This window comes from Streptomyces sp. NPDC054849 (genome assembly GCF_053610945.1).
The window spans coordinates 23,481-39,267 of sequence record NZ_JBSGZI010000080.1 but is presented as its reverse complement, the minus strand read 5'-3'; the positions used below and the strand labels follow the sequence as shown (position 1 = coordinate 39,267).

10 protein-coding genes and 1 pseudogene are annotated in these 15,787 nt (G+C 72.6%); 4 read left to right on the top strand and 7 right to left on the bottom strand.

Annotated elements, in window-relative coordinates:
* Positions 1 to 195: 195 nt before the first annotated feature.
* The 7 genes and pseudogenes from ACWGIF_RS27915 to ACWGIF_RS27885 form a co-directional block, all read right to left on the bottom strand.
* On the bottom strand, positions 196 to 1,614 hold the full coding sequence (locus ACWGIF_RS27915; RefSeq protein ID WP_453501554.1) for a DUF6177 family protein: 1,419 nt from the start codon (positions 1,612 to 1,614) through the stop codon (positions 196 to 198).
* A 16-nt stretch (positions 1,615 to 1,630) separates the two neighbouring features.
* The gene (gene eccCa, locus ACWGIF_RS27910) at positions 1,631 to 5,605 is read right to left on the bottom strand and encodes a type VII secretion protein EccCa (protein ID WP_453501552.1); all 3,975 of its coding nucleotides are present in this window, start codon (positions 5,603 to 5,605) and stop codon (positions 1,631 to 1,633) included.
* Between the two features lie 85 nt (positions 5,606 to 5,690).
* Positions 5,691 to 7,028: a MinD/ParA family protein gene (locus tag ACWGIF_RS27905; RefSeq protein WP_453501550.1), complete on the bottom strand. Its 1,338-nt coding sequence runs from the start codon at positions 7,026 to 7,028 to the stop codon at positions 5,691 to 5,693.
* A 60-nt stretch (positions 7,029 to 7,088) separates the two neighbouring features.
* The gene (gene eccD / locus ACWGIF_RS27900; protein WP_453501549.1) at positions 7,089 to 8,444 is read right to left on the bottom strand and encodes a type VII secretion integral membrane protein EccD; all 1,356 of its coding nucleotides are present in this window, start codon (positions 8,442 to 8,444) and stop codon (positions 7,089 to 7,091) included.
* Between the two features lie 279 nt (positions 8,445 to 8,723).
* Positions 8,724 to 8,961 (bottom strand): annotated as a pseudogene (locus tag ACWGIF_RS27895) (hypothetical protein); the annotation flags it as partial.
* 150 nt (positions 8,962 to 9,111) lie between these two features.
* The gene (locus ACWGIF_RS27890; protein ID WP_453501547.1) at positions 9,112 to 10,008 is read right to left on the bottom strand and encodes a hypothetical protein; all 897 of its coding nucleotides are present in this window, start codon (positions 10,006 to 10,008) and stop codon (positions 9,112 to 9,114) included.
* Between the two features lie 127 nt (positions 10,009 to 10,135).
* Entirely contained in the window at positions 10,136 to 11,704 is a 1,569-nt protein-coding gene (locus ACWGIF_RS27885; RefSeq protein ID WP_453501545.1) for an outer membrane protein assembly factor BamB family protein, read from the bottom strand.
* A gap of 247 nt (positions 11,705 to 11,951) precedes the next feature.
* On the opposite strand from ACWGIF_RS27885, the gene ACWGIF_RS27880 reads away from it, so the two are divergent.
* From ACWGIF_RS27880 to ACWGIF_RS27865, 4 genes are all read left to right on the top strand, one after another.
* Complete coding sequence (locus ACWGIF_RS27880) at positions 11,952 to 13,175, top strand: serine hydrolase domain-containing protein (RefSeq protein WP_453501543.1); 1,224 nt, start codon at positions 11,952 to 11,954, stop codon at positions 13,173 to 13,175.
* Between the two features lie 145 nt (positions 13,176 to 13,320).
* Entirely contained in the window at positions 13,321 to 13,860 is a 540-nt protein-coding gene (locus ACWGIF_RS27875; protein ID WP_453501541.1) for an N-acetyltransferase family protein, read from the top strand.
* Between the two features lie 77 nt (positions 13,861 to 13,937).
* On the top strand, positions 13,938 to 14,450 hold the full coding sequence (locus ACWGIF_RS27870) for a SigE family RNA polymerase sigma factor (protein WP_453501540.1): 513 nt from the start codon (positions 13,938 to 13,940) through the stop codon (positions 14,448 to 14,450).
* 81 nt (positions 14,451 to 14,531) lie between these two features.
* Entirely contained in the window at positions 14,532 to 15,782 is a 1,251-nt protein-coding gene (locus ACWGIF_RS27865) for a hypothetical protein (RefSeq protein WP_453501539.1), read from the top strand.
* The last annotated feature ends 5 nt before the right edge of the window (positions 15,783 to 15,787 follow it).

Below are 15,787 nucleotides of genomic sequence, written 5' to 3'. Positions count from 1 at the left end.
CCCCAGATCCGTATTCGAATTACGCGACCCCGACATCAGGTTCGTCAGAACCTGCGTCCCCATGTCGAACTTCATCCCACTCCTCCCCCGCACACCCCAACGACCGAAAGTATGACTAGTTTCATCAACTTACATCGCTGCTGCAACCAGCAACGACCCGGTTATGACGAACCCATGACATACCACCAGGCGCGGTCACGCGCCCTTCAGATGCCTCGTCAGCTGCTCGAAGTCGCGCCAGCCCGACAGGTCCGACGGGTCGCCCGGCAGCGGGTAGTAGTAAGCGGGGCGGGCCTTCGGCCCCAGCCGCACCGGCTGTTCGGCCAGCGGCGTGCGCCGGGCCCGGTCGTCCGGCATCCGACGGACCTCCTCCGACCCCAGGACGAAGGCCAGCGGCACCCCCGGCCCCTCGAAGCGCGGCGGCACCAGCAGATCGCGGCGTGCTTTGCGGAGCTGTACGAGCATCGACTGGAGGTGGTGGCGGGTGACGAGCGCCTCCGCGGTGCGCTGCAGGGCGTCCAGCGGCGGCTCCTCGTCGGCGCCGTACCCGAACGCCAGCGTCACATCCTCCTCCACGCCCGCCTTCGTACGGCTGATCCGCACCGTGGCGAGGCCGGGCCGCCCGCGGCTGCCCACCACCACGAACCACGTCGGCTCGGGGGCCCGTGCGAAGGCGACGTCGGTCAGCCGGCCCGGCGACCAGGGCAGGTTGGCCGGTTCGGCCGTCCCCCATCCCGCCGGGGGCTCGCCGGTCAGCTCGCGCCACACCGTCTCCAGGGCCCCGCCGAGGACCAGCCGGTCGTCCGCGGGGTGGATCGTGCGGAAGGTGAGCGCCAGCTGCCGCTCGCCGGTGTTCACGACCTCCTTGTACGAGGCGGCGACCGGGGTCCGCGGGTCGTCCTCGGTGGCGTCCGGCGACACCACCGTGGCGAACATGCCCTCCTGCCAGCGCAGCACGGCGCCCGAGAGGCCGTCGTAGTAGCCGTCGCGCTCGTCCTGCACGACCCACCGCGACGGCCAGCCCGGCATGTTCGACAGCACCGCGGGGGACAGCGTCGTCCCGGGCGGCGTCACCACCTGCAGGCCCCGCTCGGCCGCCGCGGCGGCCCGGTAGGCGTCGGAGAGCCAGGCCGTCATGGCGACGACCGGGCGGTCCATGATGACGACGGCGACGCTGCCGGTCAGCACGTCCACGGCGGGCTGCGCCGCCGCGGGCGTCGGCGCCACGCTGATCCCGTCGCTTTCGACCACGGCCAGCGACTGCGCGGCCTCCGGCGGCCATGCGCTCCCCCCGGCCAGGGCGGCGAGCCTCGCCGCGAACGTGCCGGCGAGGCGCTCGGCCTCGGGGACGCCGGTGGTGGCGCGGGCCTCGGTCCACCAGAAGGGGACCCGCGGCGGGGTGGCCCCGAGCAGCCGCTCGGCCTCTCCCTCGACCTGTACCAGCAGCGGCGCCTCGACGGAGACGAGCGGCCGCCCCTGCTCGTCGCAGAGTTGTACGACGGCCCCGTCTCCCGCGATGTCCACCAGTTTGTCGGGGCCGCCCGAGAGCAGGCCCGCGAGCACGCTCCAGGGGTCGGGCATCCGCGGGGTGAGGGCTATGACGTCCTTGGTCATGGGGTCCTGCGGTCCTTCACTCGGGGGTGTAGACGGTCTGGATCAGGCGGTTGGGCTGGCCCCTGCGGATGAGGACGCCGCGGCCGGCCGGCTGCTGTGAGGCGTACACACCGGGGAACAGCTGGCCCTCGCCGCGGTCGCCCGCCATGACGACCGCGGAGGCCCCCGATTCGCGCAGGCCCTGCACCAGCGGCTCGTACATCCCGCGCGAGGCGCCCGCGACGCGGCGCGTGAGGACGAAGTGCAGGCCGATGTCCGCCGCCGACGGGATGTACGGAACGAACGGGGCGAGCGGCGTCTGCCCCGCGGTGGTGAGCACGTCGTAGTCGTCGACGAGGACCACGATCCGCGGGCCGCCGCCCCAGCTGCCCGGCTCCAGGTCCTCCAGCGGCGCACTGTCGTCCGGCATCCGCCGCTCCAGCTCGGTGGCGATGCCCGCGGCCAGCCCGGCGCACATCTTGGTGTTGTACGCGTAGCCGCCGTTGTACTCCTCCGGGACCACGCCGCGCAGGCTGCGCCGCGGGTCCATGATGGCGAAGACCAGTTCGTCCTCGCCGTAGCGCTCGATGAGACCGCCGGCGATCGTCTTCAGCAGGTTCGTCTTGCCGCACTCGCTGTCGCCCATCACCAGCAGGTGCTGGTCGTGCTGGAACAGGTCGAGGAGTACGGGCGCCAGGGCGCCCTGGTCGAGACCGATCGGCACCCGCCGTGGCTCGGCGACCGGACCCGGCAGCAGGTGCGGCTCCAGCAGGTGGGGCAGCACCCGTACCGGCTGGGCGGACTCGCCGCTCCAGGTGGCGCGGATCGTACGGGCCGTGCGCTCCAGGACGGCGCCCAGCTCCGCGGTGTCGGCGAGCCCGTCCGTGCGGGGCAGCGCGACCTGCGCGAAGAGCTTGCCGTCGGTGAGGACGCGGCCCGGCTCGTCGGGCGACAGGGTCTCGGCGAGCTTGCGCTCGACGCTGGACTCGCTCGGGTCGTTGAGGCGCAGCTCGACGCGGGTGCCGAAGTTCGACTGGGTGGCGATGCGGACGTCGTTCCAGCGGAGCATGCCGGCGACGACGTGGATGCCGTACCCGCCACCGCGCTTGAGGATGTCGACGACGGCGTCGTCGAGCTCCTCGAAGTCGTCGCGCAGCGCCCCGAAGCCGTCGATGACCAGGACGATCTCGGCGGAGGCGAGCTGCGGCAGCCGGCCGGCCGCGTGCAGGGTGCGCAGCTGCTCGACCGAGTCGATGCCGTGGTCCCGGAAGAGGTCCTCGCGGGTCGTGAGCATGTTCCGTACCTCTTCGACGGTACGGGCCGCGCGCTCGCGGTCGGCGCGCCCCGCGATCCCGCCGACGTGCGGCAGCCCGGACAGCGCCTGGAGGCCGCCGCCGACCAGGTCGAGGCCGTAGACGCCGACCTCCTGCGGGGTGTGGGTCAGCGCGAGCGACAGGACGAGGGTGCGCAGCAGGGTGGTCTTGCCGGACTGCGGGCCGCCGATGACGGCGGCGTGGCCGCCCGCGACGGTGAGGTCGAGGTACCACTCGCCCTGCCACTGCCTGGTCGGGTCGTCGAGCAGGCCGAGCGGCACCGTGAGCCGGCCGCGCCGCCGGGTGAGCTGCATGCCGCGCGGGCCGACGTCCAGCGGGCCGGCGACCGCGTCCAGCGGGATCGCGTCGGGCAGCGGCGGCAGCCAGATGCGGCGCACCTGCCCGGCGGCGTGCTCCAGCTGCTCGACGATGACGCCCAGCTCGGTCGGCCCGCTCTCGCGGCGCCTGGTGGCGGGCTCCTGCGCGCCCGTGCCGTCCGGCTCGGACAGGGTGTTGAAGGCTTCGTAGGCGAGGGCGAGGGGTCCGCTGTCCTCGTCCTCCGCACGCCGCACGGGGCCCCGGTAGGCGCCGGACACGTAGCTCGCCTTGAAGCGCTCGTAGTGGCTGGTGTCGACCTTGAGGTAGCCGAAACCGGGCAGCGGCGGCAGGTGGAAGGCGTCCGTGGTGTCCAGGACCGTACGGGACTCGTCGGCGGAGAAGGTGCGCAGGCCCAGGCGGTACGAGAGGTAGGTGTCCAGGCCCTTGAGCTTGCCGCCCTCGATGCGCTGGCTGGACAGCAGCAGGTGGACGCCGATGGAGCGGCCGATCCGGCCGATGGACAGGAACAGGTCGATGAAGTCGGGCTTGGCCGTCAGGAGTTCGCCGAACTCGTCGATGACGACGAAGAGGTGGGGGAGCGGGTCCAGCTCGGGCCGGCGGTCGGCGCGCAGCGCGGCGTAGTCGCCGATGTCGGCGATGTTGCCCGCGTCCTTGAGGACCTGCTGGCGGCGCTTGACCTCGCCGGCGAGCGAGGCGTGGACGCGCTCGACGAGTCCGGCCTGGTTCTCCAGGTTGGTGATGACTCCGGCGACGTGCGGCAGGTTCGCGAACGGCGCGAAGGTCGCACCGCCCTTGTAGTCGACGAGGACCAGGGCGAGGTCCTCCGGCGGATGCGTCGCCACCAGGGCGAGGACGAGGGTGCGCAGGAGCTCGGACTTGCCGGAGCCGGTGGCGCCGACGCACAGGCCGTGCGGGCCCATGCCCAGCTCGGAGGACTCCTTCAGGTCCAGCAGCACCGGCTCGTGGGAGTCGCTGATGCCGATGGGCACGCGCAGATAGGCGCGCTCCCCGCGCGGGGCCCACAGGCTCGCCAGGTCCAGCCGGGCCACGTCGTCGATGCCGAGCAGGTCGGCGAAGTCCACGGGGCCGGACAGGGGGGCGTCGATGAGGGACTCGGCGGACAGCCGCAGCGGGGCCAGCATCCGGGCCAGGCCCTCGGCGAAGGGGATGCCGACCTCGTCCACGATGCCGTGGGCGCTGATGGGCTGCTCCTCGCGCAGGTCCTCGATGAGCACCTGATCGCCGTCGACGGTGATCCGTACGCCGACGTGCCCCGGCTCCTGAATCCGCTGTTCGAGCAGGTGGAGGACGGTGACGCCCATCTCGCGCAGGCCGACCGCGTCGTCGGGGCGCGGCAGTTCGACGGCGTCCTCACCGTGGCCGTCGGTCACGACGAGCAGCCGCGACGTCATGGACAGGGCGTCCCGGCCGGACAGCCCGCGGCGAACCTCGGCGGCGTAGGAGGCGCGGCGGCGCAGTTCGGGGCCGATCTGTCGGGCGAGCTGGGCCGCGGAGGGGGCGATGCGGCGGGCGGCGACAGGGCCGTCGAGCTGCTCGGTGTCGAGCAGGTGCGGCATCCACTTGGCCCATTCCCAGTCGGGGAGCCGGTCGCCGGGGACGGCCAGCGCGATCGCCACGTCGTCGGGAGCGTGCAGGGCGGCGGTCTGGACCAGCAGGGCGCGGGCGACGCGCAGGCAGTCCTCGCGGGCGCCGACGACGCTGATGTTGCCGACGCGGTCGAGCGGGACGGTGAGCGGCAGTTCGGTGCCGTTGCGGAAGCGGGCCATCAGCGCCGAGGCCTCGTTGAGCATGAAGCGGTCGGGCGGGGTGAGGACGGTGGAGCCCTGTTCGCCGATCTTCAGATCGCGTACGGGCATCTCGCCGGTGCCGACCCTCACGCGCAGGAAGTCGCCGTCGATCCGGCGGCGCTCCCACAGCCGGGCCGGGTCGCGGACGATGTCGTACAGGGCGTGCGGCGGCGGGTTGAGCACGTCGGCGTGCTCCCCGCGCTCGCGTTCCTCGCCGGCGAGCTCCTCGCGCAGCTCCTCCAGATAGGCGAGATAGGCCTCGCGCTGGGTCCGGCGGGTCCGCTGGGCCTTGCCGCGCTGCGAGAAGACGAGCGCCAGGGAGCCGACGATGGTGACGACGAGGATCAGTGCGCCGAGCGCGGCGAACTGGCTGTTGCGCACGACCGTCATCATCACGACGGACGACATGACGCCGGCCACGGGCAGCAGCGACATCGCGATGTTGCCCGCCTTCCCCTCGGGGAGGTTGGGCGGGGCCTCGATGGTGCGGGCGGCGGACGCGGCCGGGGGCCTGACGGTCCTGGCCGGGCGGTGGATCAGTCGGGTGCTCATCGTCGTCGTTCGCCAATCACGCGCGGGCGCGCCACGTTCGGGTGCGTCACGTTCGGGCTCGTCACGGTCGGGCTCGGCATCTCGGTCAGTGGCGCTTCTGGGAGAGCTGGAAGACGTCCGCCGCGAGCCTGGCGGCGGTCTTCCTGGTCGAGTGGGCGAGCAGTTCGGTGCGGATGGGGCCGCCGGCCGCCAGGTGGCGGTCGTACGGCAGTACGTGGACGCCCGTCCCGGTGGCCTCCAGGGTGCGTACCGCCTTGGAGAGGTCGATTCCGGAGTGCGGGGCCTGCTCGGTGAGGACGACGACCGTGCCGGCGATCACGTGCGGGGGCAGGCCACGCATCCACTGGAGGACCGCGTGCGTGCTCGTGACGCCGTCCAGGGTCGCGGGGGTGGTCAGGACGCGGGCCTGGGAGGCGGAGAGCGCGACCCGGGCGACTTCGGCGGGCAGCGTCTCGCAGTCCACGACGGTCACGCCGAAGTAGCGGCGGAGCGCGACCATGGCCCGCTCGTAGGACCGGGTGTCGAGCATCGCGCCGATCCGGCCCTGGCTGCCGGGCAGCAGCCAGGCGTTGTCGCGGAGCTGGACGAGATAGCCGGTGACGTCGAGCAGCGACATCTGGGGCTGGACGATGTCCGCGACGTCGCCGGTCGTCCATCGCAGGGATTCGGCGCCGAGCCGGATCGGCAGCGAGCCCAGGGCCGGGTCGGCCTCGACGAACAGGACGGGGTCCTGTCGGTAGTGGGCGTACGTGGTGCCGAGCAGGGCGGCGACCGTGGACTTGCCGGCGCCGCCGCGGATGGAGGTGACGGCGATCTGGCGGCCGGTGGTCACCGGCTGCTGGAGCGTCTCGGCCGAGCGGGTGGCCGAGGCGACCTCGCGGGCGGCGGACGAGGAAACGATTCGGCGTACGGCGCGGGCGGCGCGGGCGCCGAAGGCCTCACCATGACGGGGCTTGCGCACCGCGGCGCCGAGGTTCTCGTCGACCGCAGGCAGGGAATCGGGCGTGCGGCCCGCGTGCGGCGGCTGCGGAACGCGACCCTGCGGGGCCGGCTGCGGAGCCGGGTACCCGCCGCCCGGGGCAGCGTGCGGGCCGGCATGCCCCGTGAACCCCTGCCCGGCGCCGCCGGCGGGGGCCTGAGCCTGGGCGCCGGGGCCTTGCGGGAACTGCGGCGCGGCCGGGCCCTGGGACGGCTGGCGGGGGCCGGTGTGGGCGGCGGCGGGTACGCCGGGGTCCCCGGCGGGTGTCCGGCCGGGCACCGGGGGCGGGGTGCCGGGGGCCTGGCCGGAGGTCCCCGCGGGGGGCTGGGGCGGGGTGCCGGCAGCCTGCCGTGGCTGCGCCGCGGCCGGGTCCTGGGGCGGCGGCGTGGCGCCGGACCTCAGGTCGCGCAGGACGTCGCCCTGCCAGTTGTCTGCGTTCGGCATGTCTGCCCCTGCCCCTCTTCTACCGACCTGCTGCCCCGCCCGGAGCGGCCGCGCGTTGACTCAGAACTTGTTGAGCAGCTGCCCGTACACGCCGAACACTCCGACGGCGAGCGGGAAGAGCCCCACCATGCCGACCGATTCGATGAGGTCGGCGGTGCGCCGCAGCCGGACCTGGACGTGCTCCGGCGGCTGTACCGCGAGGGCGATCAGCGGCAGCAGCGCCGCCACACCCAGGACGGCGAGCGGTCCGGCGCCACCGTCGTGCTCGGTCCACAACATCACGAGGCGTACGGCGAGCAGCGCGGCGGCCGCGGCCAGCGCCACGACCTCGGCGACCAGCGGGAAGGCCCGGGCCCGCGACAGCAGCACCACGGCCAGGAGCACCGGCAGCGTCACCGTCCACACATTGGGCTTCGCGGCCAGCGTCAGCAGCCAGCCGGCGGCCGCGGCCGAGACCGCGGTGACGATCGTCGCGAGGGCGAGCCCGCGGTGCGTGGCGGCGAGCGCGTTGCCGACCTCGTGACGGCTGACGGAGGCGCCGCCCGAGCGGCGGTCGTCGAGGGCGGTGAGCCCCGAGGCCATCAGCGCGAGCCGCGGCAGCATGCCGAGCAGCACCACGGAGAAGACGGCCATGACCGCGCCGAGCCGGGCCGGATCGTCCTGGACGGCGGCGACGGCCAGCCACAGGACGGTGATCAGGGTGGTGGCGGCGGCGCCGATGAGCCCGCCGCGGCCGAGCGGCGAGAAGTAGCCGAGCAGGAGCAGCGTCAGGACGAGCGAGCCCGCGACGGCGGCGAGCCGCACGCTTCCCGACCAGTGATGTGCGTCCGCGGCGGTCCAGGCGGTGAGGACGCCCAGCCCGCCGGATGCGAGCAGGAGGGCGGTCGCCAGACCGCGGTTGCCCTGCCCGATCCGGGCGACCAGCGCGCCGGCGGCCATCAGGACGAGCGTGACGGCCGTGAGGGCGCCGGCGAGGGCGTCGAGTGCGAACTCACGGCGGGCGAGCAGTGCGGCGGTCACCATGAACGCCACGGTGGCCACCCCCGCGCTGCCCCGCCGGGCAGCGGGGCGCCAGCGCCAGGCCTGCAGGTCGAGGTCGTCGGCCACCAGGTCGGTGACGTCGTGGACCACGGGGGCGGGCGGCGCCGAGTGCGTCCTGACGAGCCGCAGGACGGCGCCGTCGGCTATGCCGGCCGACGCGAGCGTGCTGTCGTGCGGCACCACGGAGCCGTCCGACGTGATCAGCTGACGCGTCATCGGGCGCGATGCGGCCCGGTCGTCGAGCAGGTGCAGGATGTCGGGGAGCAGCTGCCCGATCGGAGTGTCGGAGGGTAGGACGATGTCGGCCCGGCGCCGTTCGCCGACCAGGGTCACCCGGCTCAGTTGCGCCCGGGAAGTCGTTGCTGTGCTCACCACTTACGGGAACCTATCATCGCGGGATTGCGACCTTTCGGGGCCGAGGAGACATGGCTGCGCCGCCGGACTGCGGACTCTCCCGGATCTGCCTGCACACCTTCTGCTTCCGTCTCTACGGCTGTGACGGCTGTGACGGCTGTGACGACGGGGCCGTCCGAGACGGTTGCGGCTGTGCGGGCTTGGGCGGCTGGGGCGACTTGGACGTGTGCGAGGGCTGCGACGACTTCGCCGCCTGCGACGGCTGCTGCGAGGGCGACGCCGGCGCGAACTGCTGTACGGAGCCCTGCCGCTGCTTCTGCTGCTCGGCCTTCTGCTTCGCGAGGGTGTGCTGGATGAAGGACCATCCGACGCAACCCGCGCACAGCACGGCCGCGATGGCGATGCCCGCGAACAGCTTCCCGAGCCGCTCGTCCGCGGTGCGCCGCGCCCGCTGCGCGCCGAACAGCAGCGCGTCCCTCGTCCTGCGGCGGCGTACCGCCACCGACTCCAGAAGCTGGCTGTCGTAGTCCCGTGCCATCCGTCGTCCGTCGCCTCGGTTTCGGCTCGTCGAGCGCCAACAGCCGCTCCGGGGTGCGGCTGTGAGCGTGTGCGGCGTGCGAAGTCCCCCGTGTTTTGCCCCTGCAACATAGAGCATGGATCCGCATCGAGCACACCCGGGCGGGTGACGTCAGGGGCTGGGCTCCTTCGGGTCGCCCGCCAGACGGACGGTGCTCAGGATGCGCATGATCAGGGCGTCGTCGACGGCGCCGGGGACGCCGGTGCGGCCGTAGAAGTCCCATGCGACGAGGTCGCCGCGGGAGTTCTTGAAGCCGAAGACGACCGCCTGCCCGTCGCCGGCGCACCGGTTGGGCTGTGCGGCGCCCTTGGAGCGCGCCGTGACGTAGCTTCCCTCGACGCCGGACTTCGTGGTGTATTTCTTGGGCTCGTCCCAGGTGACGACGCTCTTGTCCGGCTGGGTGTAGGCGGCGTAGACCCAGGTGGGCGCGCTCTTCTCGGCGATCTCGGCGGTGTCCTTCGCGCCGGAGGCACCCTTGGTGCCCGTGTTGCCGAGATGGACGTCCGTGACCTGGCCGTCGCCGTTGCCGTCGATGCTGCACCACTTGGACTTGTAGAAGGCGGGTGCCGTATGCCCGATGAGGACCTTGTCCGGGTCGTTGCGGTCGGTATGGCCGCTGAAGACGTCGGGCGAGACGACCTCCCATTGCGGCGGGACGTCGAACGCGGTGCCGTGGGTGGGGTTGACGACGGTCTTCCAGCCCGCGATGAGCGGCTTCGACGGGTCTGCCGCGGACGCCGGCGGCCGGTCCTCGTCGGTGCGGGCGACGAGCACGGCGCCGGTGACGGCGGCGCCGGCCACCACGGCGGCCAGTGCGCAGACGGCGATGACGACGGTGCTCCTTCTCCGCCTTCCCCCGCCGTCCGTCCCCGTCGCCGTCCCCATCCCCATCCCCGTCCCCGGCGTGGACACGGGCACGGGCACGGTCGCGGGCGTGGCCGTGACCTCGGGATACGGCGGGAAGGGCGGGAAGTGCGGGGGCTGGTGCTGCCCGGAAGTGCCGTCCATCGGTTGCCGATACGGATTGTGCACCGTGCCCCTCCTCCTGCTCGACTGTGCGTACGCGCCTGCCTGCTGCCTGCCGCCCGCGGCCTGCTGTTGTGTCCGCCTGCTGTCCGCCCCGGCCCCCGCCCGCCTACTTGGCGAAAGAGAGGATCGCGCGGCTCGCCTTCCTGGGCTCCGGGCTGTAGACCCTGCCGTTCAGAAGGAACAGCCGTCCTTCCGCCCACGCGATGCGGACACCGTGGGTGTAGAAGACGCCCTGGGCGCCGGCGGACGCGGCAGGGCTCTGCAGGACGGGCTGCGAGGCCCCGTCGGCAGGGGCGAGGGACACGACCGAACCCGCCGCGCCGCTGCCGGGGGAGACGTACACGACCACCCTGCCGCCCTCGACCGCGAGCGGCCACATGGTGCGGCCCTTGGGCTGCTCGGCGGTGCGCCACCGCTCCTTGCCCGTGTTCAGGTCGACGGCGACGACCTGGTTGGTGTCCTCGATGCCGAGGCTCCTTCCGGGCTTCCCCGCGCCGATGTAGAGCGTGTCGGCGTCGGCCGCGGCGGCGTGGCAGTCCTGGAAGCCGCTCGCGTTGCCGAAGCCGTTGCACCGGCCGCTGACCGCGAAGCTCGGGGAGTGCTGCGAGCGGACCTTGCCGTCGGCGGTGAACGCCGTGATGTTCCAGGTCTTCTTGTCCTTGTGGTGCGCGGCGACCACCAGCGGATCCATGGAGAGCATCCGGCCGACGGTCCAGTCCGCGTCGTACGTGTGGCTCCACTTGGGGCCGCCCGTGGCCGGATCCAGTTCCTGGACCATCGGCCGGCCGGACGCCCGGGCGTCGCTGCGGTCGGGGCAGTGGCGGATGACGACCAGCCGTGACCCCCCGGTGAACGCGGTCGGGTAGCAGCCGTTCGCGTTCCACGTCCCGAAGAGCTTCCTGCCGTCGGTGACCGAGAAGCCGCTCAGCACGGCCGACCGGGCGATGGCCACCGTGTCGCCGGCGATCGCCATCTCGAACTCCAGTGCGCGGTCGTGGTCGTTCTCCGGCGGCACCGGCGTCTTCCATCCCGCCTTGCCCGTGGTGAGGTCGATCTGCTGGAGATCGGTGCAGCGCGCCTTCTCCGAAGTGCTCTCCTTCACCCCCACGACCAGCTTGCCGTGCGCGGACGGAGCCCGCGGGACCCCGCACATCGGGTTCGGCAGCGAAAGCTTCCACTTCTCCTGGCCGTCGGCCACCGCGTAGGCGGTGAACTCGTTGGAGATGGCCCTGACCACCACGTCGCCCACCCGCCAGGGGCCGTACTGAGAGGTTCCCGAGCCGGCGACCTCGGTCTGGTTGTCGCGCAGCCAGACCCTGGCCTCTCCCGGCCGGATGCCGGCGTTGGGGTCGTAGGTGTCAGGTCCCACACCGGGGCCCTTGCCGTCGCCCTGGTCGACCGAGGGGGACCCGGAGGGACCGGCCGTCCCGCCGTCCTGCGCGGACGTTCCGAGGCCGTCGCCGACCGTGAGGTAGACGCCGCCGCCGATGACGAGCAGGACGGCGACCAGCGCCGCGACGACGACGGCCGGCCGGCGCTCGCGGCGGCCGGCCGATGCCGGATCGAACGGTTCGGGCGGCGGTCCGAAGCCGGGCGGTACCCGTGCGGGCGTGGACGCGGCGCCGGGCCACTGCTCATCGGGTTCCGGCGGTGCGCCGGGTGTGCGACCGGTCATGGGGAGAGTGTGGCCCGTAGGGTGGTGTTTCTAGAATAGATTTTTAGACTTCTTTCGTCACCGCTCGCACACCATCCTCCATTGTCCGCCCAGTTGGCCGCCACCAGGGGGCGCGTTCTCGGCCACTTCCCCCCTGCAGACACCAGTGCCCCGGCGGCCCTTGGGGCCCGGCTCGCCCGGTCGGCAGGGCAGGGCTACGTTGGAATGAACTGTCCTTTCCCGACGGGTTCGGATGAGGAGGCCGGGCATGACGACACGTGTGTGCAGCGCGGCCGCGGCGATGCTCGCCGTGGGCCTGGTCGTGGGGCCCGTCAGCGCGGGGCACGCCGGTTACGCGGGCGACGGCGTCACACCCGCACCGGGCGTGACGGTCCCCGTTCCGTCTCCGACTCCCGCCGCCGACACGTTCGCGCAGCTGACGCCCGCGGTGGCCCGGCAGCTGGACGAAGCCGTGCGCACGGTGATGGCCCAGGCAGAGGTGCCGGGGGTGATGGTGTCGCTGTCCGCTCCGGGTAAGGGTGAGTACGTCCGGACCTTCGGGATCGCGGACAAGGCGACCGGCGCCCCCATGGCCACCGACATGCACATGCGGATCGGCAGTGAGACCAAGACCTTCACGGTGACCGCGGTGCTCCAGCTCGTGGACGAGGGCAAGGCCGGGCTGGACGACCCGATCGGGAAGTACATCCAGGGCGTCCCGAACGGCGACCGGATCACCCTGCGCGAGCTCGCCGGGATGCGCAGCGGGCTGTTCAACTACTCGGCGGACGAAGGCTTCTTCAAGGCGTTGACCAGCGATCCGTACCGGTCCTTCACCCCGCAGGAACTGCTCGCGTACTCCTTCAAGCACCCGGTGCTGTTCGCGCCGGGCGCGAAGTTCTTCTACTGCAACACCAACCTCGTGCTCCTCGGACTGGTGGTGGAGAAGATCACCGGACAGAAGCTGTCCGACTACATCGACAAGGAGGTCGTCGCGGCGGCCGAGATGCCGAACACGCTTTTCCCCGACACCGCGGAGTTCCCGCAGCCGCATGCCCACGGTTACACCAACCAGACGGCCGCCGGGAAGATCGAGGACGCGACCAACTGGAACCCGTCCTGGGGCTGGGCGGCCGGAGCGATGATCTCCACCCTCTCCGACCTGCGGTCCTGGGCCAAGACCCTCGCCACCGGGACCCTGCTGACCCCCGCCACCCAGGCCGAGCGGCTGAAGACCCGGTCCGCCCTGCCCGGCACCGGCTACGGCCTGGGCATCTTCAACGTCCAGGGCTGGATCGGGCACAACGGTTCCCTGCCGGGCTACCAGTCGCTGACCATCTACCTGCCGGAGGCGCAGGCCACGCTCGTCGTGCTGCTCAACACCGACATCACCGCCGAGGGCGAGGAGCCGAGCACCCTGTTCGGCGAGGCGATCACCAAGATCGTGACACCCCGGCACGTCTACACCCTGCCTGCCCAGACCGGCCGGTGAGCAGTCCCTGGCGACCCGCAGTTCATCTCCTCCCGCCCGCTCCCGCCCGCTCCCGCCCGCTTCCTCCGCGCTCCCGCCCGCTCCCTCCGCGCGCCGCCACGCACAATGGTCCCCGGCGCGCCAAACACCCCTGAGGGAGACGGATATGAACGGTCAGGCAGCACAGCAGGGCAGCAGGGCGGCGGACGACTCCGCGGGCGTCGCCTCCGCCGGCGAGGGTGCGGACGACGGCGGCGCGGTCGTGGTCCGTGCGGCCGGGGAGGCGGACGTCGAGACGGCGGCCGCGCTGTTCCGCGGCTACCTCGACTTCTACGAGGTGGACGTGGAGGACCCGGACGCCCCGCGGGCCTTCCTGGCGGACCGCATCGCGAAGGACGAGTCCCTGGTCCTGCTGGCCGACGTCCCGGGGGCCGGCACGGTCGGCTTCGCGCAGGTCTACCGCGCCTTCTCCTCGCTCTCCCTGCGCACCGCCTGGGTGCTCAACGACCTGTACGTCGCCCCGTCCGGCCGCCGCACCGGCGCCGGCCGCGCGCTGCTGCGCGAGGTGCTGCGCCGGGCCCGCGAGGCCGGGGTGTCCGGCGTGCAGCTGGAGACCGCGTACGACAACACCGTCGCGCAGGGGCTGTACGAGGCGGAGGGCTTCGTCCGCGAGGAGTTCCACGTGTACTTCCACGATCTGGGCTGACGAACTCCCGGCCGGGGATGAAACATTCCGGCACCGCCGTCGCGTCAGTGGGGTGAGACGGACGCGAGGGGGAGTACATGCGGCAAGGTCGCAGGGACGGGTTCCGCGAATTCGCGGAAGGCCGGTCGGGTCATCTCTACCGGTCGGCCTGTCTGCTGGCGAGCGGGGACACCCATCTCGCGGAGGACCTGGTGCAGGAGACCCTGGGGCGGATGTACCTGCTTTGGGGGCGGATCTCCCGTATCGACAATCCGGCGGCGTACGCGCAGACGGTGCTGGTACGGGCCTTCCTCACGCACCGGCGGCGCCGGTCGGCGGGGGAGCGCCCGGTCGGGGAGTTCCCCGACTCGGGTGCGGCGGCGGGCGGCGGCGATCCGGCGCTGCGGCTGACGCTGCTGGAGGCGCTGGGGCGGCTGGCGCCCAAGGACCGGGCGGTGCTGGTGCTTCGCTACTGGGAGGACCGCAGCGTCGAGGAGACCGCCGACGCGATGAACGTCAGCTCGGCGGCCGTCCGGACCCGTAGCTCGCGGGCACTCGCCCGGTTGAGGGAGCAGCTGGGCGGCAGCCTCGCCGAGTTCGCCGGCATCTGAGCCGCCGAGCGGGTCCGAGCCGGTCCGATCTGTTCCTTCCCCTTCTTCACCCCACCCCTGAAACGGAAGGCCTGCTTCCCCATGCCCTTTGAAGATGAGATCGGTAACGCCCTGCGGCGTGCGGGGGACGGTTTCACGACCGACCGGCACGCTCTCGTGGACGCCGGTGAGCAGCGCGGCCGGCAGCTGGTGGCGCGCCGCCGCGCCGCAGTGGTCGGCGGATCCGTGCTGGCCCTGGCCCTGATCGGGACGGCAGGGGCCTACACCGGAGGCATGTTCGACGGCCCGGGCGCCCCGGCCCAGGCCCATGTGGCCGCGCCGCCGCCGCTGCCCAGTGCTGCCCCGGGCGACCTCAGGAAGGCGCGAGTGGGCACGGGCGCCGTCACCGCCGACCAGCTGATCGCCGTACTCGGGCAGCTGCTGCCGGACGGCAAGATCTCCAAGGCAGAGGCGCGCGGTACGGGCCACGAGCTGGGCCCGATGGTCCAGGGCGTGTACGACGACGGGAAGGGCAAGGCGGCGATCAGCGTCAGCCTCTCCCGGGTGCACCCGGGCGGCACCAACGCCGGTCAGCTGACCGAATGCGGGGACAAGAACATCCAGGAGTACGACGACTGCCGGACCGAACAGCTGGCCGGCGGTTCCAAGGTGCTGCTCTACAAGGGCTACGAATATCCGGACCGCCGGGTGGACACCAAGCTCTGGCGGGCCGTGCTCGTGACCCCGCAGGGCTTCCTGGTCCAGGCGTCCGAGTGGAACGCCCCCGCCGAGAAGGGCGCGGCCGTCTCCCGTACCGATCCGCCCCTGTCCACCGCCCAGCTGAAGACCCTGGTCACCTCCGCCACATGGCACCCGGCGCTGAACGACCTGCCGGCGGCCCAGCCGGAGCGGGCCGTCCAGGCCCCGGCGAACGGCCCGGAGGCCGGACCGATCCTCCAGTCCCTGCTGCCGGGGAACGGGGTCGATGTGCTCTCCACGGGCGGCGAGGGCGACTACGCGTACGCCGTGCTCGACGACGGCAAGGGCAGCTCGATGGTGCAGGTCAACGCGCAGCCGAACATGGCGGGGCCGCTGGCCGGCCACATGCAGGGCGCAGGCGTGACCACGCTGCCGGACGGCACCAAGGTGAAGGTGGAGCAGAAGCCGGGCGAGAAGGGCGGCGCCGGGGTGGTCTGGTGGACCGTGGACACCCTCCGTCCGGACGGCTTCCGGGTGGCGGTCTCCGCCTTCAACACCGGCGACCAGAACAAGCCCGCCACCCGCAAGGCCCCGCTGCTGACCATGGAACAGCTGAAGGAGATCGCACTGAGCCCGAAGTGGACCACCCCCTAGGAGTG

Excerpts from the sequence above, each read along its gene's own strand:
- ACWGIF_RS27915 (WP_453501554.1), bottom strand. The coding sequence starts at position 1,614 with ATGACCAAGGACGTCATAGCCCTCACCCCGCGGATGCCCGACCCCTGG.
- eccCa (WP_453501552.1), bottom strand. The coding sequence starts at position 5,605 with ATGAGCACCCGACTGATCCACCGCCCGGCCAGGACCGTCAGGCCCCCG.
- ACWGIF_RS27905 (WP_453501550.1), bottom strand. The coding sequence starts at position 7,028 with ATGCCGAACGCAGACAACTGGCAGGGCGACGTCCTGCGCGACCTGAGG.
- ACWGIF_RS27890 (WP_453501547.1), bottom strand. The coding sequence starts at position 10,008 with ATGGACGGCACTTCCGGGCAGCACCAGCCCCCGCACTTCCCGCCCTTC.
- ACWGIF_RS27885 (WP_453501545.1), bottom strand. The coding sequence starts at position 11,704 with ATGACCGGTCGCACACCCGGCGCACCGCCGGAACCCGATGAGCAGTGG.
- ACWGIF_RS27880 (WP_453501543.1), top strand. The coding sequence starts at position 11,952 with ATGACGACACGTGTGTGCAGCGCGGCCGCGGCGATGCTCGCCGTGGGC.
- ACWGIF_RS27875 (WP_453501541.1), top strand. The coding sequence starts at position 13,321 with ATGAACGGTCAGGCAGCACAGCAGGGCAGCAGGGCGGCGGACGACTCC.
- ACWGIF_RS27870 (WP_453501540.1), top strand. The coding sequence starts at position 13,938 with ATGCGGCAAGGTCGCAGGGACGGGTTCCGCGAATTCGCGGAAGGCCGG.
- ACWGIF_RS27865 (WP_453501539.1), top strand. The coding sequence starts at position 14,532 with ATGCCCTTTGAAGATGAGATCGGTAACGCCCTGCGGCGTGCGGGGGAC.